The organism is Paenibacillus sp. IHBB 10380 (assembly GCF_000949425.1).
Taxonomy (GTDB): domain Bacteria; phylum Bacillota; class Bacilli; order Paenibacillales; family Paenibacillaceae; genus Paenibacillus_AQ.
Window position 1 is genome coordinate 1,049,352 of the sequence record NZ_CP010976.1, and the last position, 19,776, is coordinate 1,069,127.

The window sequence follows — 19,776 nt, forward strand, 5'->3', positions numbered from 1 at the left end:
AGCTTGAGATATAGCCTAATACCTGAAGGGATTCCTTTACATTATCCAATGGGGAGAGACTTTCAAAATTGGGTTTTTGAGTTGGGGAACTTTGTAGCATTTATACCTTTTGGGATTGTCATCCCACTTCTGTTTCGTTCTAGTTTTATTCGATTTATAATCTTATTTATTCTGTTTATTACGTTTCTTGAGACCTTACAAATGCATTCCCATTTAGGATCCTTTGATATTGACGATATCATCATTAATACATTAGGGGCTGCGGTAGGATTTTGTGCACAACGTTTAGTACCCCGTGATCGAGATAAATTTAAAGGGATCTGTAAAATTATCTTAACAGCAATTATACTTTCGATTGGAGTCACTGCCATTGTTGGTGGCATCAATAATTATTTAGAAAAAGGGGGTGACGAAGTCGTAGCCCTAAATGAACTTACATTAAAAGATGGGTCTGTACTGTGGGATGAAAGCATTTCCAGTTTTACAGCGGTCGAAACAAAGTTTGAGCCTCAAATTAATATGTACAGCAGAGAAAATACAAGAACTAACGAGTTTACGTATCTTTTAAATAGCAAATATACAAAAATATCAGGCTATATCGCTATACCAGATGATTTAATCAACAGTGCAAGCAAAGGGAATAGCAACATAATTTTTAGTGCAGATGGAACAGAAATTTATTCACTGGGTTTATCAGCTAAAAGTAGTGAGAATTCGCTCCTGTCTTTTGAAACCCCTTTAAACGGAGCAAATGAACTTACCATAAAAATTATTAACGATGTTCCAAATCCGATTACAAATGCCGTGATGTGGGACATTACTCTTACAGAAGTTAACACAGGACAAAAGATTATAAACAGCATTAAAGAAAAATTAAGATCACTGTTCTAACAAGTGCCTCATCCAGTTAATGAAAGAAATGAAATAAGCTTTCCTCCCATGGGAAGCTTATTTCATTATTATTCGTGTCTTGTATTGATGAGTTGTATCATATCCCTGGAAATTATTTCTGTAAAGAAAGACGCGGTTCAAATTTAGTTATATTTTACATTTCGGAATATATATTCAGCATCTATCTTCGATTTACTCTATCCAACTCTTTATTTCTCTTTATATCTTACAAATGATGAGAAGACTAGCATGACGTAGGATTTATGCGGAGAATCAATGACTATTCAATATGTATTCGCTTCCACATGCATTTTTACTCTAAATACGCAGAATAACCCTCTTATTAGCGTTTTACTTTTGAATACGATAGAGCGTATGATTCATTTCAATAACTTGACATTTTCATTTCAAACGCTGAATTCCCGAATAGGGAAATGGGGGAACCAACCGAGCCACGAAAAATGTGGTTTCATGGGGTGAATCCTTATGCTTGCAACACAAGCACTTAGGTAGGGCACTCTCAAGCCCGAATCCGACAGCTAACCTCGTAAGCGTAGTTGAGAGAGAACCGCGACCGTAGCCTCTACAGTACCGTCTATTTACTGTGGAAGAAGCCCAGGAGCCGAGTTTCTCTGCTCTAGGGCTTCTTTGTGTTTTTATTCTTTGTAGATGAGGAGAATCCTATCATGTTGCAATTAACTGAGTATTTCCCTTGCTTGGGAGAGAAGGAACGGTCTGAATTAAAAGTAAGCCATATGGAAATATTCCGATTTGATTCCAAATTAATAGAAACACGTAATCCGTGGGACAGCGAACTTTGCATCTGTGGATTGTTAAAAGTTTTCAGCCATGGCGTAGCTGGATATGCAGAGTACGTCATGCCGGACACAAGAAAAAATATCGACCTCGTTCAATGGGCTTCCGTCTTCATCCATTTAAAGGGCCTTTCCATTACGGAAAGTATGCGTTACGTACAAGATAAAAATGAAGCATGGGGATCCATTAGGAAGACATTAGTGGAATCCGCATTGAGCGATCTGATTTCGAATCTAAACAATCCTATTCAACAACTAGAAAGGGTCAGTCATTCTCGGGAACGTTCTTTTTTATTTGATCGTTCCCAAGCATACTTTGCGTTTTAGAGGTCTATTCTAATTAGAAGGCCCAGATAGACCCTCCTTGTATTATTCTTCCAAGCTACCTGCTGGGCCAAAGAATTCAAAGTGAATTCTTTCCTTGGGCACTTTCCATTCCAGTAGAGCCTTAAATATGGTGCTCATAAAAGGAGTAGGTCCGCAGAAATAGAAATCGGCGTTCGGATCTGCGACCTCTTGAAGCCATGGTAGATCGATGTAACCTGATTTATCGCAGTCTTCCCTTTCAGCTGGAGATTCATAGCACACATAGGATTTCAGATGAGGATGGTATTGAGTCAGTTCTTCTATTAATCCCTTCATGGCGTGAAGTCTTCCATGGATAGCAGCATGAATATAAGTTACCTCACGTTGAGGCTGTTCAGCAGTTAACGTCTCTAGCATACTCACCATTGGAGTTAGCCCAACGCCTCCACTGATAAGAACTACCGGGATATCACGATTTAGATCCAGTGTGAAGTCCCCAGCTGGGGCGCTCACTTCCAATACAGTGCCAACATCAACGGCTTCATGTAGGTAAGTAGATACAACGCCTGCCGGCTTATCCACGGCTGCGTCTTCTCGTTTAACGGTGATGCGGTAATAAGGCTGCCCTGATGCTGTTGATAGACTGTAGTGACGAATGTGGGTGTATTGTTCACCTTCAGGTTGAACACGGACGGTGATATATTGTCCCGGTAAATAAGAGGATATAGCGCCTCCGTCCTGAGGGGAGAGGTAGAAGGAAGTAATGAGTTCACTTTCTTTGATTTTTTGGCTTACGACAAAGTTTCTGAATCCACGCCAACCCCCAGGTACCTCCGCAGCTTCACGATACATATCTACTTCAACACCGATAAAAGTATCGGCGATTACGCCATAGGCCTTGGCCCAAGCACCGATAATTTCTGGAGTCGCTGCATCGCCAAGCACCTGCTGAATAGCAGATAATAGCGTTTCACCTACAATGGGGTAATGTTCTGGTAATACACCTAATGCACGGTGTTTCTCCGCAATTTGTTTTACTACAGGTAGAATGTTCTCTAATTGGTCAATATTAGCAGCAGCGGCGATCACGGCATTAGCAAGAGCAGTTTGCTGTTTACCTTGACGTTGATTGGCATGATTGAATATATTTAACAATTCGGGATGGTTCTCGAATAGCATGCTGTAGAAAGTGGTAGTGATGTTCTTTCCATGAACTTGTAACACGGGCACGGTTGATTTAATAATTTCAATAGTACGTGGGTCTAACATTATACATGACCTCTTTTCTGCAATCGGATAGTTGCTACTTATAAATCGTATAGAACGGAGGAAAGAGAAAGTGTGTTCTTCGTCACAGGAAAAGTTAATAAAATGTGAACAAAATAATACTGCAATGATATTATTCACAATAAATCATAGAAATATAAATAAACTGATGTTGAAATTATCCTATATCTAGAAAGGGGATTGAATTATCCTTGTGGCAAGTCCAAATTTATGGTAAGAGAATGTTATCCTTCTGTTATAATAACAAGATAAGGTAGAATATATTTCCGTTAACCCTATTAAACAATGGAGGAACATAACATAATGCTTTTACATAAGGGAGAAGTTTTATTTCATCAAGGTGATAGTGGGGAGTATTTGTACCACATCAAAAGTGGATTGTTTAAGGTAACACGATTACATGAAAATGGAAATATCGTGCTATTTAACATTCTATATTCAGGTGAAACGGTACCACACCATTCTCTGATTACACCTAAAGATACACACGGCACTGCTATAGCACTTATGCGCAGTGAGGTGGAAGCTATACCTGCCAAAGAATGGTATCGTCAATTGCAGGAGGACCATAATAAACCGATGGAAATTGCCCTATTATTGCAGGAAAAATTACGCTTTATGCAGCAACGTCTTGATCACTTGACGGTCGGTACGCCAATGGAACGATTAGAGCTTTTAACGAAGTGGCTGGAGGACCATTCACATGGAGTGAATTTCACGGATATGCTTACACAAGAGGAAATTGGACAGTTGATTGGTGTACGGAGAGAAACGGTAAATCGGTTGCTTAGAGGTCAATAAATTATTGTGCGAAGTTATTACCAATATTATATTCGTGGTAGCTGTTTAGCATTTGTGGTGATGGTGTTATAATGATATATAGAAACTTATTCAAATAGAGAAAGGATCAGGATACCATGTGTCCCCGAAGGAACATTCCCCAAAGGACGATCTGGAAACGTTATGATCTCTCATACACTTAGCGCCTTTCGTAGAGCAATGTCGGATAATTGATGACACAACAACCTCTACGAAAGAAGGAAGCTAAGGATGCGAAGGACCACATCATCCAAGTTTGTTCCTCGTAGATGGTTGTATTGTTTATGACCAATATTCTACGATTAGAGGGAAACTTGTATGAGGAAAAAAGAACAATTGATTTCAACGATACAACAAATCGCCGTAATGCTGTTAGGAACATGTTTACTGTCTTTTACTTATTATCATATTAATTTTCAGAATCATTTATCCGAGGGTGGATTTGTGGGCCTTGCATTATTAGGCAAATACGTCTTAGATCTACCGCCAGCGCTTAGCATGATTATACTAGATATTCCTGTGCTTTTGGTTGCGCTATTTATCAAAGGTCGCAAATTTTTAATGAACACGATCATTGCGACGGTATCCTTTTCTATCTTTTATGAAGGAATGGAGCGTTACTCTACGTTGGTTATTGATATGCAGCAGAATTTATTTCTCGCTGCTTTGCTATCCGGGGTAATGACAGGATTTGCGACTGGACTGGTAGTACGTTTTGGAGGAGCCACTGGCGGAGACGATATCCTATCGCTTCTCATTAGCCGTTGGACAGGAATGAAGCTTGGAAGTGTCTTTTTTTTACTGGACGCGATTGTTCTTCTGCTCTCTATATTTTACTTACCCCTTAGGGAAACGTTGTATACGATTCTAGCTGTAAGTGTTGCAGGTAAGGTCATTACGTTAACGGTGACCTATCAAAGACGGAGAACTCCACGTAAGGTTAGGGTAGCCACATCTGTATCCGTACCTAATAAGACGGTTACTTCTAAACCGATACATGCAATACACAATGGAAACTAACATAAGATAACCGCTCTGTTCTTTTTATAGAACTGAGCGGTTTTTTATTGCAATCAAGATAATGGGGAGGTATTGGAGTATAATGGGGAAATAAATATTTACATCGACTCAGATATTCAGAAAAGAGGAATCAGCACATAATGATCAAATATCCGTTTTTGGCAAAGGGTGCAACCCTAGGTGTGACCGCACCTTCATCTGGTATAGAAGCTGACTTACATAAGATGTTTACACAAGCTTGTAGCCGTATGGAAGCGAAAGGATTTAGCATTGTTTGTGGAGAAACGGTGTGGACTCAAAATAAGGCGAAATCCGCGCCAGCCAAACAGCGTGCTCAAGAGTTCAATGAAATGATGCGAGACGATCGTATTGATGCTATCATCCCCCCTTGGGGTGGCGAACTACTCATTGAGATTCTTGAAGACATTGATTTTGACCATATAGAGAATAAGTGGATCATGGGTTATTCAGATATAAGCCTGTTGTTGCTGGCGATAACCTTAAAGACAGGGATAGCAACTGCTCATGGAACGAACTTTGTAGATTTAAGAGGGGAAATCACAGATGAGACGACAGCGATGTGGCAGTCGGTCTTAACGACATCAACAGGAGAATCGATCCTCCAACATTCATCTGCTCAATATCAAAAAGAATGGCCGCATGATAACCTCTCACCCAGTGTATTTCATTTATCAGAACCAACCTATTGGCGAACGACTACAAATCATAATGTGACCATCCAAGGACGTTTACTAGGTGGCTGTATAGATGTGATACGACATTTAATTGGCACACCATACGGTGATGTACACCATTTCAGAAATCATATGATCCATGGTGAATCTGTATTGTGGTATCTTGAGAATTGTGAATTAACAACAGTGGATTTACGTAGATCACTTGTTCAAATGAAGTTGGCAGGTTGGTTTGAGAATTGTTCGGGTATTATGTTTGGTAGAAGTAATGCGAATCAACCTGTCAACGATTACACTGCAGAAGATGTATATCAAGAACTTTCCGATGAGTTTGGGTTTCCTATTATTTATGATGTAGATTGTGGTCATGTGCCTCCACAAATCACCTTGATTAATGGAGCCTATGCAGAAGTTAAAGTGACTGAAGGTAAGGGAACCGTCATGCAATATTTCAATGAATAGCAGGTTGATAAGAATATGGCGTATGCTAAAAATGACGTATCCCAACAGCTTGTTGGGATACGTCATTTCTGTTAATTCAGGGATTCTTTAACTTGTGAGAGGATGAAGTCGTTTATCCTTGATTCTCGTTATTCTCAAATAGAACGCGATACTCTGAATAACCTTCCTGCTCCAAGTTCTCTTTGGATACAAAGCGGAGGGCAGCAGAATTAATACAGTAGCGTAGACCCGTAGGTCCTGGCCCATCGTTAAATACGTGTCCTAGATGCGAATCGGCATCTTTACTACGTACTTCCGTACGAATCATAAAGTGAGTAGCATCTGTTTTCTCCTTAATCACATACTCTTGAAGTGGACGGGTGAAGCTTGGCCAGCCACAACCAGAGTCATACTTGTCAACAGAACTAAACAAAGGTTCACCCGAAACGATATCAACATAGATGCCTTCGCCATGATGGTCCCAGAATTCATTCTGGAATGCTGGTTCAGTCCCATTCTTTTGCGTAACAGCATATTGAATTGGAGTTAAGCGTTGTTCCAGATCTTCTTTATCTATGGACGGTGACCAATGAGTCTCAATATAGGCATCTCGCCCAGACCCTTTGCGGTAACGTTTGTAATGAGCTGGATTTTTCTTGTGGTAGCCTTGGTGATATTCCTCTGCCTCATAGAAAGGTTTAGCTGGAAGAATGGGCGTTACCACCGGTTTATCGAAACGTTTGCTCTGTTCTAGTGTTTGTTTAGAAGTTTCAGCTTTAACACGTTGCTCATCCGTATGATAGAAAATGGCTGTGGCATAAGAACTACCTCGGTCATAGAACTGCCCGCCTTCATCGGTAGGATCAATTTGTTGCCAGAATAGCTCTAGCAATTTCTCATATGGGAACACAACAGGGTTGTAAGTAATCTGAATCGCTTCCACATGTCCAGTTGTATGCGTACATACTTCTTCATAAGTTGGATTCTCGGTATGTCCACCGGTATACCCAGAAACGACCTTTAATATCCCAGGAAGTTCCTCGAACGGGCTTACCATGCACCAGAAGCATCCGCCCGCAAAAGTAGCTTTTTCGCTCGTGGTCGGTTGTAAATCCGTCATAATATCACTCCGTTTCCTTAATTGTAAATGATTTAAGTCACTTTCATTATAATTCATATTATCGCTAGAACCAAGAACAGGGATAAAGTTGCTCCGAATAGCGCGTCGCTTCAAAGTTGTTTTATATAAATTTAATAATATGCCAAGTAGTAATAGATAAACAGCTAAAATGGATAAAGTGGTATAAGGACTAGAGACTAGGTTCCCACCCAGATAAGCATAGAGTACAATACCAGGGATTTTACCGATACCTGAGGCAAGGGTATAACGCCATAAAGAAATAGATGCAACGCCTGCATAAATGTTCACTGCCATCTGGGGTACAATGGGGAGCAGGCGTGCAATGATGATAGCCATGAAGGGATGTGTCTCAATCGTTGTAGTAAATGATTGAATCCATGGTTTCTTGGCGAGGTAACGTCGTCCCTGTTCACGGAAGGCATATCTTACGATACCGTAAACGATAACTGCAGCTAGCGTAGTACCTAACCAAGAGATAATAGAAGCCCATGCTACACCATAGCTATATCCTAAAGTAGCAATGACCAATTTGTATGGAACGATGGGGAAGCAAGCTAGGAGAGTAGACATAATAATGAGAATAGTCAGGGAATCGTTATCGTTCATCCAGTCCCAAATAACTGTTTTATTTATAATGGCTGTTCCCAATAGGAGCACATAGAGGAGCAGCGGTAACCATTTCTTCATTTTATAAGCACCTCTATTTTCAATTACTATTAACATTATATATAATGTTAATCAATAGTTTTGTAAATACTAGTATCTAAATAAAGGTGGAAACCGATGTATGAAGAATAGAACCGCTAAGCGGGTTGCTTTAATTGGAATTGGAAATATTGCTCGTAAAGTTTATTTGCCACTTTTGTCCCACCATAAGGGGGCAGAGATTGTAGGGATCATGAGTCGTTCTGCCGCAACTGTTGAAGAAACAATGAACTCTTATCGTATATTACAAGGGACAACGGATCTGTCGACTTTGTTGTCTTGGGATATAGATGCAGTGTTTGTACATAGTCCAACGGAAATGCATTATGAGATTGTGATGGCCTGTTTACGGCATGGATTATCAGTGTATGTGGATAAGCCACTGTCCTACGATCTAAAGGAAGCCGAAGAGATGGCTAACTTTGCTAAATCCAAGGGATTATTGCTGGCTGTAGGGTTTAATCGGCGTTTTGCTCCAATGTATATGGAAGCTAAGACATGGATGGATGAAGTGGGTGGGTTTGAACAGTGTTTTGCATCGAAGCATCGTACACGGACACAGCAAGCGACTAGTCGTGTGACCGTGTTTGATGACTTGATTCATATGCTCGATACACTGTTATGGCTCGGTGATGATCAAGCTTATCAACTTCTTCAACATCAACTTATTAGTAATGATGAGGGGAAGATGAGACATGCTTCTGGTGTCCTTGGTTTAGGTGAAGGGAAGACAAGCTCGTATAGTATGGTTCGAAGTGCCGGGAATGACCTCGAGAAGCTTGAACTTCATGGACACGGGCGTTCGGTCGAAATTGTGAACATGGAGGACGGCCTTTTTTATCAAAAAGAAAGTGCGCCCACGACGCGTTCATTTGGTAACTGGGATACGATTCTTCATCGTCGTGGTTTCAGCGACATCGTGAACCATTTCCTTGAACATATAGATACTCCGGAAGATTGTACGGTTTCGGCGGATAAAGTACTTGGCAGTCATGTATTAGCAACGGAGCTTGTATAAGTATATTTCTAGAAGAAAGGAAGAGAAGAATGGACGATGAGCAAAAGCTAGCCCTCGAGGAGCAAATTAAGCAAAGTTACCGTCAAGATGAAGATATGATGATCCTTGTATTCGCACAATGGTGTATTAACAACGATCTAGATCCAGTGCAATTGTATAGTGAGGCCTATCCACATCAGCTTCATAATGAACAGTTATTGAAGGTAATGGAGCTTACCGTATCTAAAGAAGAAGCTGGAGATATTCCAGATGACACAGTACTCGGTGTCCTTTCCATGTTTGGCAATGATGATCTTGCCTTTGTTGTTACAGAAGCAATTCAGTCGAAGACAAGCTTGTAATGAAGCCATAATGACTAAATAAGCGGCGCTCCTGCATGCAGGGGCGCCGCTTATTTGAAGTCTATAGTGTGTCACATCAACTGCTCTCGATTAGCTAATCGAAATTGTTTGGGTGACATGCCGTATCGAGAACGAAAAACGCGGTGAAAATAAGTGTAGTTCGCAAACCCAGATGTCTCTGCTACGTTCTCCAAGGACATAGGACTGAATATAATTCGTTCCCTAGCCATGTCGAGCTTTACATCTAATGTATACTGCATGATGCTTGTTCCGAATGCTTCTTTAAAAAGATGAACTGCACGTGAGACACTGATCCCAACATGGGCCGCTACATCTTCTAATTTGAACATATAAGAAGCATTCTCCTCAACATAATGCTTGATTTGATATGCTAAGTAAGTCTTATGCGTCTTGATGGGCCGTTCTTTTAGCAAGCGATCTATGTCTAAGCATAGAATTCTCAGGTAGTAGCCTGGTATTTCAGGGTATGGATTCTCCATTCGACGTTGTTCGAGTGCGATCTGCCGAAACAAGTTCAAGAATCCTTCATTCAGGGGAAGACTCATGCGTGTAGGCCGATCTTGTCGGTTCCACCATTCATCAACCCAAGTACCCCCGAAGAAAATATGGTAATCACCACTCTCTACCATTAATTCACCAAGTGAATTTACTTCTTGGTCAATCTTTAGTTCGTAAGGTTCACCTGGAGAGTAGAGTAGTAAGTCCCCTGCTTCAATCATGCCTAACTTACCGTCATATCGAGCGCGGCAACGGCCATCTGTTTGGAGACGCATCAGGTACGTTTTGACTCCATCCGTTTCTGTGCTGTGGAAAGGTTTGTGATGGAATGAGAATCCTGCTATATACACTTGACACGAATCTAGGGTGGACATTTACCTGTCTCCTTCTATAAATAAAAAATAATGACCAGATTGTTCATGTTTGAATCATATTATTCATTTTAATATAAAAGAATTCGGAATACTATGGTACTAAGATCAATAAGTCACCTTTGGCAGTCCTAGGAGTGAGATAGAGTTGAAGAAAATGAAAGTGGGTATTATAGGTTGTGGTAATATCAGTGCTATTTATTTAGCTAATCTTAAGAACAGCCCGGTTGTAGAAGTTATTGCATGTGCAGATTTAATCTCAGAGCGAGCAAGAGCGCGTGCCGAAGAGTACGGTATTGCAAACGTATTCACAGTAGATGAAATACTTGCATGCCCTGACATTGAACTTATTGTTAATTTAACTCTACCTAGTACCCATGCTGCAATTGATAAAGCTGTATTGGAAGCAGGTAAACATGTATACGGCGAGAAGCCGTTAGCTACTTCTTTAGAAGATGGCAAACGAGTCTTAAATATAGCAGATGACCGTGGGCTCCGTGTAGGGTCAGCTCCAGATACATTTCTAGGATCAGGAATTCAGACGGTGAAAGCTGCAATTGATGCTGGAATGATCGGTAAACCTATTGGAGCTACTTGTTTCCAAATGGGTGCAGGTCCAGAGGGATGGCATCCAGATCCTGAATTTTTCTATGAGCCTGGTGGTGGTCCAATGTTGGATCTGGCCCCAAAAAAGGGAAGCAAATTCCTGTTCAGACAGCCACGCTTTTTGCCGGTACGATGGATTTCGAGAATGGTGCAATGGTTACGATGATTACAAGCTTCGATATTAGAGGGTAAGCACATCATAATGGACAGCACATATGAATTCGGGCAACAGCCACAAATGACAACTCAACTTATGTACTAAATCTTCACAATATAAACTAATTTTATGATCAACCAATTTAATCAGAGGTGATATTTATGTTGAAATTAGGATTGCAATTGTACACAGTACGTGAGGAAATGGAGCAAGATTTCGAAGGAACTCTGAAAAAAGCAGCTGAGCTTGGGTATCAAGGCGTGGAATTTCATACTTTCTTTGGACGTAGCAGTGCTGAGGTCAAGAGATTACTTGATGAGAATGGTCTTGTTGCTTTAGGAACACATACGCAATATACAAGTTTACTGGATGATCTCGATTCAGAGATTACGTATAATAAAGAAATTGGGAATAATAATATAATCGTTCCTTACTTAGGAACAGAGCAACGTAATTGGGCTGAAGTATTTACGAATCTAAAGCAAATCGGTGAGAAATGTCGTGAACAAGGAATGGTATTGCTGTATCATAATCATGAATTTGAATTTACAGAATCCTTTGATGATCAGACTGTATTCGATGCCATGTATGCGGAAGTTCCAGCTTCATTACTTCAAGTGGAATTAGACACCTGTTGGGTTCATTTTGCAGGATACGATCCAGTGGAATACATTCATAATTATGCTGGAAGATTGCCAATAGTTCACTGGAAAGATATGAAGAAGCTTGAAGATGGCTCTCCTCTGACTGTGGAGCTTGGACAAGGTGAAGTGAATCTTGGTGCCATTGCTGAAGCTGCTGACAAGGCTGGCGTAGAGTGGATTGTTGTAGAGCAAGACTTATGTCAGAACCCACCACTTGAGAGTATTGCATCAAGTATGGAATGGGTAAAAAATTACAAAAATAACGGGGGACCCATACATGTCTAAAATATTAAAAGTTGCAATTATAGGTTGTGGAGGTATTGCCAACGGCAAGCATATGCAGAGCCTTTCGAAACAAACGACGGGAGAAATGGTAGCATTCTGTGATATTGTCCAAGAACGCGCTGAAGAAGCAGCTGCAAAATTTGGTGCTGAAGGTGCTAAAGTATATACAGATTATAAGGAATTACTTAAGGACGAAAGTATTGACGTGATCCATGTATGTACGCCGAATGATTCACATGCCGAGATTACGGTAGCTTCTTTAGAATCAGGCAAACACGTTATGTGTGAGAAGCCGATGGCCAAAACTGCGGCACAAGCTAAAGAGATGCTAGCAGCAGCTAAACGCACGGGCAAAAAGTTAACTATAGGATATCAAAACCGTTTCCGTGACGATAGTTTATATCTTAAAGATATGTGTAAGAATGGCGAGTTAGGAGATATATACTATGGTAAAGCTCTAGCTATTCGTCGTCGTGCAGTGCCAACATGGGGTGTATTTCTGGATGAAGAGAAACAAGGTGGAGGTCCACTGATCGATATCGGTACGCATGCGCTTGATTTAACATTGTGGTTAATGGATAATTACAAGCCTAAGAGTGTTATGGGTTCAACCTTCCACAAACTTGGAAGCCGTGAGAATGCAGCTAACGCATTTGGTCCTTGGGACCCTGAACAATTTAAAGTAGAAGATTCTGCTTTCGGATTTATTACGATGGAGAATGGCGCTACAATCGTCTTGGAATCCAGTTGGGCACTAAATGTCGTTGAAACTGGCGAAGCAAAAACAATTCTAGCGGGTACAGAAGCTGGAGCAGATATGACGGACGGCTTGCGCATTAATGGTGAGAAGATGAGTCGATTATACGAAACTAAGATTGCGCTAGAAGAAGGCGGAGTAGCTTTCTACTCAGGTACAACAGAAACCGACGCGGATCGCGAATGCAGACTATGGCTCGATGCAGTTATTAATGATACAGATCCTATCGTAAGTCCAGAACAAGCATTGGTTGTAACTGAAATTCTGGAAGCCATCTATGAATCGGCTAAGACAGGTAAAGCGGTTTATTTTGACTAATATAAACGCATGCAAATGAACTGAATTTATATATGACATAAGGAGGAATAACATTGAAATTAGGCGTATTTATGGTACTATTCGGTGGGCGTAAATTAGAGGATGCTCTGGACTATGTAGCTTCCAAGGGACTCAAGGCTGTTGAGATCGGTACAGGAGGCAATCCAGGTAATGAACACTGTAAACCTGAAGAGCTTTTAAAGGATGCAACAGCACTCAAGAACTTTAAACATGCAGTAGAGTCACGTGGACTTACAATTAGTGCACTGAGCTGTCATGGTAATCCACTTCATCCTCAGAAGCATCTAGCACAAGCGGATCATGATGATTTCATCAAGACAGTGGAACTTGCTGAGAAGCTTGAGGTGCCAGTTGTTAATACATTCTCAGGATGTCCTGGAGATCACGAGGATGCTAAATATCCGAACTGGCCTGTAGCTCCATGGCCGAATGATTTTCAAGAGGTATTGAAATGGCAATGGGAGAACAAGGTTATTCCTTATTGGACAGAACAAGCTAAATTTGCAGCTGACCATCATGTCAAAATCGGTCTAGAGCTTCATGGCGGTTTCTCTGTGCATACACCAGCTACCTTACTTCGTTTACGTGAAGCAGCTGGCGAAACGATCGGTGCGAACCTTGACCCGAGTCATATGTGGTGGCAAGGCATTGATCCTGTGCAGGCGATCCATATCCTAGGACGTGCTGGAGCAATTCACCACTTCCATGCTAAGGATACTTCTATTGATCCAATTAACGTAAATAGATATGGCCTTACGGATATGCAATCCTATGGAAATATGCTGGATCGCGCTTGGCAGTTCCGCAGCGTAGGCTACGGACACGACAACAAGACGTGGGCAGATATTATTAGTGCATTGCGCTTAGTAGGATATGACTATGTTGTGAGTATTGAACACGAGGATGCCCTTATGTCTGTTGAAGAAGGATTCTCCAAAGCGGTTCAGAATCTTCAACAAGTACTTATTGAAGAACCTATTGGAGATATCTGGTGGGTATAGATTATTGATAAAGAAAGACGGTTACCTATTAAGGTAGCCGTTTTTCTTTATTGATTTTTGTTTAATTAAACTTTAGTTTAATTTATATATTTTGAATTGAATGTTTAAAAACACTATGAAATGTAGTAAAATGAAATATACTAACTAAACGAAAGTTGTTATTAAGCAAAATACAATGAGGTGAAGGTTTTATGGAAAGCAAACCAATGCATTTATGTCCACGTTTTGAGACTGCCTTTTCTTTTCTTGGTAAGCGCTGGAACGGACTTATTATTCAGACATTGATGGATGGACCTAAACGATTTAAAGATATTTCTAATCTTATCCCTTCAATGAGTGATAAGATGCTCTCTGAGCGGATGAAAGATCTTGAAGGTGGAGGTATTCTTGTTCGTCATGTATATCCCGAGACACCTGTTCGTATTGAGTATGAATTAACGGATAAAGGTAGAGGTCTTAGAGCGGTTATGCAAGAAGTCCAATTGTGGGCTGAAAGCTGGGTAGAATAAACGGAAGAGAGGCTGATTTCAATGACAGATATCATCATTATTGGTGCCGGACCCGCAGAAGGCAGCGCAGCTATTTTTAGTGCCAAAGCAGAGAAGTTCGGAGCAGTATTTGTAGAAGATAAGGTCATTGGAATGACTAGCTTGCTAGAAGGTCCCTTCACGGTTTTGTGATGCGGGGCCTTTTTTGTTTAAAGTGCATATCTATATGTATCTGCGAAATTAAGTTGTAGTATAATTTGAAGAAATGTGATATTTGGACTAAAGGAGAGTGAAGAAATTGCGAAAAATTGTACTTTCCCAAGAAACCACTTATGGCATTAGACATATCAAAGAACTTGAAAGTGCTTCGGTTAAAGTTCAGACTATATATGACAAAGCTTCTGATATGCTACGCCTTTATGTACCCGTATCGAGTGCGTGGAACAGTTCGCTCATAGATGATGATAGCATTATTTATCAAAAATGGATTTATGGTTCCCAAGGATGGAAGTGTGTAGGAAGTGAGCATCAAAAGACGGATGAGTCGGGTTCGCTACAAGTGAAGTTACCTCATGCAAAATTACAGAGTTTAATCTTACAAATGATGATTTGGTCACAATATGAGAAAATCATTTTATTTCACCCCTTACTGGGTCAAGAAGCTTTTTATAGTGGTGAAGAATTAGAGACTATTTCATCTTATTTCGTACCTACTTATATGAGTGAGACGCCACTTGTTAAAGGCGGGAAACCTTTTAAGAAGGTTAAAATGTCTTTTCCTGTTTATCAAGAGTGGATATCTACGCCAACTTATTCCATTTAATCTGAAGGTAATGAATGAGATGCTCTTTGTTCTCTTTTAAGGTAGAATAAAGAGAGTCTTATTTTCAAGGTGGTGTGCAGATGAGGAAATCATACAAACGGTGTTCTGCTATGTTCTCTTTCATTTTAGTCTTTACTATAGTGTCAGGATGTAGCCCAGATAAGGGTACTGATGTGGTTATTCCAATTGTTCGATCGGCAAGTAACTCGTCCGGTATTTCAATTAATATGGAAGGTAATCTTATACCGCCGAATGCAATTAAACAATTGGAACAGAGTTTAATACCAGGCGTGTCCATAAAGGATGCCTTAACTGCTAGTGGCGTGGTGACTATCTCATCTGAAGGTCATCATATTGAATCGGTTATTGATGTGTCGCTTGATCCTGGATTAGAGTGGTCTGTGGAGGTTAACGGTAACAATCTTGACAAGGAAAATTGGGATAATAGGCTTCAAGCAGAGGATAACATTAGAATTGCTGTTCAATTTATAGATGGATCTAAGAGCGGGGATACTCGTTCTGTCGTGATCTTTACAGTAAATGGTGGCATAGTACAGCCCAATATTTCACACTCTTATATTAATCCATATTTAGAAGAGCAAAGTATCCGAGAATTGCTGAGAACAACAGGAATAGTAGTGCTTAGTGATAATGGCAAAATCATTCTTATGGTGAACGGTTATAGTCCAAAGGCTAGTGAAAAATGGATTGTGAAAGTTAATAATAAGACATTGTTGGAGAATGGACTTGATATGAAGCTTCAACCGCAGGATGAAGTCAAAATTGAGTTAGTAAATAGAGATGATTCTTTGTAAGACTACCGCTAGGGGTAGTCTTTTTTGTTCTTGTGACATCAAATTGTTTTATTCTTTGTGATTGGAATCACAATGGGTAATTGTATACAGGTGTAATTTGTTAAGTATAGATAGAGCAGGAACACTAGGAGGAATATACGATATGAGTACACTTTTATTTGATAAAGAAGATAAGGTCAGTGAGATTGTGATCAAATTTCCGAAGGCAAGTGACTATTTCCGGGATCATAAGATTGATTTCTGCTGCGGTGGAAATCGTCCTCTACAAGAGGCGCTTGAAGAACGGGGTTTAGAGTTGAACAGAGTGCTTGATGAACTTCATCATTTAGCAGATAACCATGCCGGTCTTGATCATAACCAAGGAGAGTCCAATGTTTATGTCGAAATGGACTCAGCGACATTGATACATTATATCGTAAGTAAGCATCATGATTATTTAAGAGAAGAACTTCCTGAGATTCAGAAAAATGTGACTAAGGTAAATCGAGTTCATGGGCATCATGATCTTCACCTAGTCGAGGTGGAAGAGTTATACACAGCATTGAAGAGTGAATTGCTTGAACATACGACCAAGGAAGAAATTGAAATTTTCCCTCAGATGATGACTTGGGACGAGACTCAGGATTCCTCAAGCGGGAATAAATTAAGAAAGGCTATTTCAGGACTGGAGGGTGAGCATGATGAAGCTGGAAACATACTGAAGAAATTACGTGAAATTACGAATGATTTCACACCTCCAGTTAACGCCTGCACAACCTATCGATTGACGTATGAGCGTCTTGCTGAGTTAGAACGAATGACGTATGAACATGTTCATTTAGAGAACAACATTCTATTCCCACGTTATCCTCAAGCTTAGGGAAAATAGGTAAGAATAGTTTCCTTTATTTACGGATCTATTCTTACCTATTTTATAAATTCACATTAATTGTGATTATATTCACAATTAATGTGAAATAGATCACAATCTAAGATTTTAAATTTGATATAATCATATTATAAGGTTTAGGTAAGAAAGGAAGGAGAACTTCTTATGATACAAACAAAAAGAGAAAAACTAGTAGTGATTGGGAATGGTATGGCGGGCATTAGTGCGGTGGAGCAAATTTTGAAACTAAACCGTTCTTTTGATATTACGGTGTTCGGTAGTGAGCCTCATCCTAACTACAATCGGATTATGTTATCTTATGTGCTAGAAGGTAGTAAAACAATCGATGATATCGTTCTTAACGACTGGAATTGGTATGAAGACAATCAAATTACGCTACACACAGATACTACTGTACTCAAGATCGATGAGGTAAATAAGCAAGTTGTTACAGAAGATGGATTAAGAGTCTCTTACGATAAAGTGATTATCGCAACAGGCTCGAATCCTTTTATTCTTCCCGTACCGGGGAGTGATAAGAAGGGTGTAGTTGGCTTCCGGGATATTAATGATTGTAATCAAATGCTCCTAGCTGCTCAGAAGTATAAGAAAGCTGCAGTTATTGGTGGGGGATTGTTAGGACTAGAAGCAGCTAAGGGTCTTGTGAATCTAGGTATGGATGTAACGGTTGTTCATTTAATGGAAGATTTGATGGAACGTCAATTAGATCATAGTGCATCGTTGATGCTAAAGAATGAATTGGAACGCCAAGGAATTAAGTTTGCTATGGGCAAACAAACAGTTGAAGTTATGGGTGAAGAACACGTAAGCGGATTACGCTTCAGTGATGAGAGTACACTTGAGGCACAGCTCGTCGTGATGGCTGTAGGGATTAAACCTAACGTAGCTATGGCTAAAGAGAGTGGTATTGATGTAGGCAGAGGTATTCTAGTAGATGATTATATGCTTACATCTATGGATGGCGTATATTCAGTTGGAGAATGTACTGAACATAGAGGCGTATGCTACGGGCTGGTAGCCCCACTCTTTGAACAAGGGAACGTGTTAGCTAAACACTTATGTGGTGTGGATACTCTTCCATATGAAGGGTCGGTAGTGTCGACCAAGCTTAAAATTTCTGGGGTTGATGTATTCTCGGCAGGGGAATTTATTGAAGGACCGCAACATACGGTGATTGCTGCAAAGGACGACTGGAAGAGAACCTATAAGAAAATCCTTCTTCATGATCATGTAATTGTCGGCGCTGTCTTGTTCGGAGATGTGACGGAATCTTCTAATTTACAGAAATTAATTAAACAGCAAACACAGATGACAGACGATATTTATGCCACGGTTATGGGTACAGGGTGTTGTGGTGGTGGAGCTAAGAAACAATCCTCAGTTGAAACGATGGCAGATGATGAGATTGTGTGTGGTTGTAATGGTGTTACCAAGAAAACGATCGTAGACGTTATTACAGATCAGGGATTAACGACTGTAGACGAAATTAAAGCCTGCACAGGTGCAACTCGCTCTTGCGGGGGATGTAAGCCCGTTGTAGAGCAGATATTGCAATACGTGCTTGGAGATGGTTTCAAAGTAGCAGCTAAACAAGGGATTTGTGGCTGTACAACAATGGATCGTGATGAGGTCGTAGCGGAAATAAAGGATAAAGGCTTAAGTACGACTCGGGAAGTTATGAATGTACTTGGTTGGGATAATCCTGAAGGTTGCTCTAAGTGTCGTCCAGCGATCAACTATTATCTAGGAATGATATATCCTGAAACCCATGAGGATGAGAGAGAATCCCGGTTTGTTAATGAACGTATGAATGCCAACATTCAGAAGGATGGAACCTACACAGTTGTTCCAAGAATGTACGGGGGGGTAACTACGCCGGAGGACCTCAAAATAATTGCGGATGTTTCGTTGAAATATAATGTGAAAGTGATCAAAGTTACTGGAGGAACACGCCTCGCTTTAATCGGAGTACAGAAAGAAGATCTTCCTAAAGTGTGGGAAGAGTTAGATATGCCTTCGGGTTATGCCTATGCCAAATCACTGCGTACGGTTAAAACATGTGTCGGTAATCAATTTTGCCGATTCGGTACACAGGATTCCATGGGAATGGGGGCTCTACTAGAACGTAAATTTGAGCGTCTCGATCTACCGGCGAAGTTCAAATATGGCGTGAATGGTTGTCCTCGAAACTGTGCAGAATCATGTACGAAAGATATCGGTATCGTCGGAAATGATGGGGGCTGGGAAATCTTTATCGGGGGTAACGGTGGAATTAAATCTCGGATTGCGGATTTGCTCTGTAAAGTGAAAAGTGATGAAGAGTTGATTGAAATCTGCGCTGCTGTCATGCAATACTACCGTGAGACAGGGAAGTATCTTGAGAGAACATCGGAATGGGTAGAACGAATGGGCTTAGAGCAGATTCAAGCTGCCATCTTAACTGATCTGGATAACCGTGCAGCTCTTGTTGAACGAATTGAAATTGCATTGGAGCAGGTAGAAGAACCGTGGAGAAAAATGTTGAATGATGATAAAACACGGGTTGCTCTTTTTGAGAATAGGAATTCTGTCACAGCAGGTAAATAACTGGAGACTTAGGAAAG

At 40.5% G+C, this 19,776-nt stretch carries 19 protein-coding genes, 2 pseudogenes and 1 riboswitch; of the genes and pseudogenes, 17 read left to right on the forward strand and 4 right to left on the reverse strand.

The features are described from left to right. Positions 1-3 precede the first annotated feature (3 nt). Together UB51_RS26855 and UB51_RS04635 are read left to right on the forward strand one after the other, a co-directional pair. The gene (locus UB51_RS26855; RefSeq protein WP_234405544.1) at positions 4-891 is read left to right on the forward strand and encodes a VanZ family protein; all 888 of its coding nucleotides are present in this window, start codon (positions 4-6) and stop codon (positions 889-891) included. Positions 892-1,293: 402 nt separating this feature from the next. After that, positions 1,294-1,460, forward strand: a riboswitch (cyclic di-AMP (ydaO/yuaA leader). Positions 1,461-1,577: 117 nt separating this feature from the next. Beyond that, a complete protein-coding gene (locus UB51_RS04635) occupies positions 1,578-2,033 on the forward strand; it encodes a hypothetical protein (protein WP_044876289.1) in 456 nt (151 codons plus the stop codon). Between the two features lie 42 nt (positions 2,034-2,075). Here the strand turns inward: UB51_RS04635 and hmpA are convergent, their stop codons facing one another. Next, a complete protein-coding gene (gene hmpA / locus UB51_RS04640; protein WP_044876290.1) occupies positions 2,076-3,281 on the reverse strand; it encodes an NO-inducible flavohemoprotein in 1,206 nt (401 codons plus the stop codon). Between the two features lie 321 nt (positions 3,282-3,602). Here hmpA and UB51_RS04645 point away from each other — a divergent pair, with 321 nt between their 5' ends. The 3 genes from UB51_RS04645 to UB51_RS04655 all read left to right on the forward strand — a co-directional run bounded on the left by UB51_RS04645 (position 3,603) and on the right by UB51_RS04655 (position 6,295). Next, positions 3,603-4,100: a Crp/Fnr family transcriptional regulator gene (locus tag UB51_RS04645; RefSeq protein WP_044876291.1), complete on the forward strand. Its 498-nt coding sequence runs from the start codon at positions 3,603-3,605 to the stop codon at positions 4,098-4,100. A 336-nt stretch (positions 4,101-4,436) separates the two neighbouring features. Beyond that, on the forward strand, positions 4,437-5,138 hold the full coding sequence (locus tag UB51_RS04650) for a YitT family protein (RefSeq protein WP_044876292.1): 702 nt from the start codon (positions 4,437-4,439) through the stop codon (positions 5,136-5,138). 140 nt (positions 5,139-5,278) lie between these two features. Further along, positions 5,279-6,295, forward strand: coding sequence for a S66 family peptidase (locus tag UB51_RS04655; protein WP_044876293.1), 1,017 nt, complete (start codon positions 5,279-5,281; stop codon positions 6,293-6,295). A gap of 112 nt (positions 6,296-6,407) precedes the next feature. On the opposite strand, the gene msrA is transcribed toward UB51_RS04655, so the two are convergent. Continuing rightward, the gene (gene msrA / locus UB51_RS28710; protein ID WP_044879891.1) at positions 6,408-7,394 is read right to left on the reverse strand and encodes a peptide-methionine (S)-S-oxide reductase MsrA; all 987 of its coding nucleotides are present in this window, start codon (positions 7,392-7,394) and stop codon (positions 6,408-6,410) included. A gap of 219 nt (positions 7,395-7,613) precedes the next feature. After that, positions 7,614-8,138, reverse strand: a pseudogene (locus UB51_RS28715) (TVP38/TMEM64 family protein); the annotation flags it as partial. 64 nt (positions 8,139-8,202) lie between these two features. On the opposite strand from UB51_RS28715, the gene UB51_RS04665 reads away from it, so the two are divergent. Then, on the forward strand, positions 8,203-9,138 hold the full coding sequence (locus tag UB51_RS04665) for a Gfo/Idh/MocA family protein (protein ID WP_044876294.1): 936 nt from the start codon (positions 8,203-8,205) through the stop codon (positions 9,136-9,138). 29 nt (positions 9,139-9,167) lie between these two features. Further along, positions 9,168-9,479: a hypothetical protein gene (locus tag UB51_RS04670; RefSeq protein ID WP_044876295.1), complete on the forward strand. Its 312-nt coding sequence runs from the start codon at positions 9,168-9,170 to the stop codon at positions 9,477-9,479. 71 nt (positions 9,480-9,550) lie between these two features. On the opposite strand, the gene UB51_RS04675 is transcribed toward UB51_RS04670, so the two are convergent. Then, positions 9,551-10,372, reverse strand: coding sequence for an AraC family transcriptional regulator (locus UB51_RS04675; RefSeq protein WP_044876296.1), 822 nt, complete (start codon positions 10,370-10,372; stop codon positions 9,551-9,553). Positions 10,373-10,517: 145 nt separating this feature from the next. Here UB51_RS04675 and UB51_RS04680 point away from each other — a divergent pair. From UB51_RS04680 to nirB, 10 genes and pseudogenes are all read left to right on the forward strand, one after another. After that, a pseudogene (locus tag UB51_RS04680) lies at positions 10,518-11,164 on the forward strand (Gfo/Idh/MocA family protein); the annotation flags it as partial. A 129-nt stretch (positions 11,165-11,293) separates the two neighbouring features. Then, the gene (locus UB51_RS04685; protein WP_044876297.1) at positions 11,294-12,061 is read left to right on the forward strand and encodes a sugar phosphate isomerase/epimerase family protein; all 768 of its coding nucleotides are present in this window, start codon (positions 11,294-11,296) and stop codon (positions 12,059-12,061) included. After that, positions 12,054-13,136: a Gfo/Idh/MocA family protein gene (locus tag UB51_RS04690; RefSeq protein ID WP_044876298.1), complete on the forward strand. Its 1,083-nt coding sequence runs from the start codon at positions 12,054-12,056 to the stop codon at positions 13,134-13,136. Before UB51_RS04685 ends, UB51_RS04690 begins: the two co-directional genes overlap by 8 nt. A gap of 53 nt (positions 13,137-13,189) precedes the next feature. Continuing rightward, on the forward strand, positions 13,190-14,158 hold the full coding sequence (locus UB51_RS04695; protein WP_044876299.1) for a sugar phosphate isomerase/epimerase family protein: 969 nt from the start codon (positions 13,190-13,192) through the stop codon (positions 14,156-14,158). A 191-nt stretch (positions 14,159-14,349) separates the two neighbouring features. After that, entirely contained in the window at positions 14,350-14,667 is a 318-nt protein-coding gene (locus UB51_RS04700; RefSeq protein ID WP_044876300.1) for a winged helix-turn-helix transcriptional regulator, read from the forward strand. A gap of 21 nt (positions 14,668-14,688) precedes the next feature. Further along, positions 14,689-14,838 (forward strand): hypothetical protein, encoded by a 150-nt coding sequence (locus UB51_RS28440; protein ID WP_199924985.1) that lies wholly within the window; start codon positions 14,689-14,691, stop codon positions 14,836-14,838. A 106-nt stretch (positions 14,839-14,944) separates the two neighbouring features. Then, the gene (locus UB51_RS04705; protein WP_052675758.1) at positions 14,945-15,469 is read left to right on the forward strand and encodes a hypothetical protein; all 525 of its coding nucleotides are present in this window, start codon (positions 14,945-14,947) and stop codon (positions 15,467-15,469) included. A gap of 80 nt (positions 15,470-15,549) precedes the next feature. After that, positions 15,550-16,284, forward strand: coding sequence for a hypothetical protein (locus UB51_RS04710; RefSeq protein WP_044876301.1), 735 nt, complete (start codon positions 15,550-15,552; stop codon positions 16,282-16,284). Between the two features lie 142 nt (positions 16,285-16,426). Further along, positions 16,427-17,143, forward strand: a complete 717-nt coding sequence (gene ric, locus UB51_RS04715) for an iron-sulfur cluster repair di-iron protein (RefSeq protein WP_044876302.1) — start codon at positions 16,427-16,429, stop codon at positions 17,141-17,143. 174 nt (positions 17,144-17,317) lie between these two features. Beyond that, the gene (gene nirB / locus UB51_RS04720) at positions 17,318-19,759 is read left to right on the forward strand and encodes a nitrite reductase large subunit NirB (RefSeq protein ID WP_044876303.1); all 2,442 of its coding nucleotides are present in this window, start codon (positions 17,318-17,320) and stop codon (positions 19,757-19,759) included. Positions 19,760-19,776: the final 17 nt, after the last annotated feature.

What these genes read in the sequence shown, in the direction of transcription:
- hmpA (WP_044876290.1), bottom strand. Translation starts at nt 3,281, where the DNA reads ATGTTAGACCCACGTACTATTGAAATTATTAAATCAACCGTGCCCGTG.
- nirB (WP_044876303.1), top strand. Translation starts at nt 17,318, where the DNA reads ATGATACAAACAAAAAGAGAAAAACTAGTAGTGATTGGGAATGGTATG.
- UB51_RS04710 (WP_044876301.1), top strand. Translation starts at nt 15,550, where the DNA reads ATGAGGAAATCATACAAACGGTGTTCTGCTATGTTCTCTTTCATTTTA.
- msrA (WP_044879891.1), bottom strand. Translation starts at nt 7,394, where the DNA reads ATGACGGATTTACAACCGACCACGAGCGAAAAAGCTACTTTTGCGGGC.
- UB51_RS28440 (WP_199924985.1), top strand. Translation starts at nt 14,689, where the DNA reads ATGACAGATATCATCATTATTGGTGCCGGACCCGCAGAAGGCAGCGCA.
- UB51_RS04645 (WP_044876291.1), top strand. Translation starts at nt 3,603, where the DNA reads ATGCTTTTACATAAGGGAGAAGTTTTATTTCATCAAGGTGATAGTGGG.
- UB51_RS04650 (WP_044876292.1), top strand. Translation starts at nt 4,437, where the DNA reads ATGAGGAAAAAAGAACAATTGATTTCAACGATACAACAAATCGCCGTA.
- ric (WP_044876302.1), top strand. Translation starts at nt 16,427, where the DNA reads ATGAGTACACTTTTATTTGATAAAGAAGATAAGGTCAGTGAGATTGTG.
- UB51_RS04665 (WP_044876294.1), top strand. Translation starts at nt 8,203, where the DNA reads ATGAAGAATAGAACCGCTAAGCGGGTTGCTTTAATTGGAATTGGAAAT.
- UB51_RS04635 (WP_044876289.1), top strand. Translation starts at nt 1,578, where the DNA reads ATGTTGCAATTAACTGAGTATTTCCCTTGCTTGGGAGAGAAGGAACGG.
- UB51_RS04700 (WP_044876300.1), top strand. Translation starts at nt 14,350, where the DNA reads ATGGAAAGCAAACCAATGCATTTATGTCCACGTTTTGAGACTGCCTTT.
- UB51_RS04675 (WP_044876296.1), bottom strand. Translation starts at nt 10,372, where the DNA reads ATGTCCACCCTAGATTCGTGTCAAGTGTATATAGCAGGATTCTCATTC.
- UB51_RS04690 (WP_044876298.1), top strand. Translation starts at nt 12,054, where the DNA reads ATGTCTAAAATATTAAAAGTTGCAATTATAGGTTGTGGAGGTATTGCC.
- UB51_RS04670 (WP_044876295.1), top strand. Translation starts at nt 9,168, where the DNA reads ATGGACGATGAGCAAAAGCTAGCCCTCGAGGAGCAAATTAAGCAAAGT.
- UB51_RS04655 (WP_044876293.1), top strand. Translation starts at nt 5,279, where the DNA reads ATGATCAAATATCCGTTTTTGGCAAAGGGTGCAACCCTAGGTGTGACC.
- UB51_RS04685 (WP_044876297.1), top strand. Translation starts at nt 11,294, where the DNA reads ATGTTGAAATTAGGATTGCAATTGTACACAGTACGTGAGGAAATGGAG.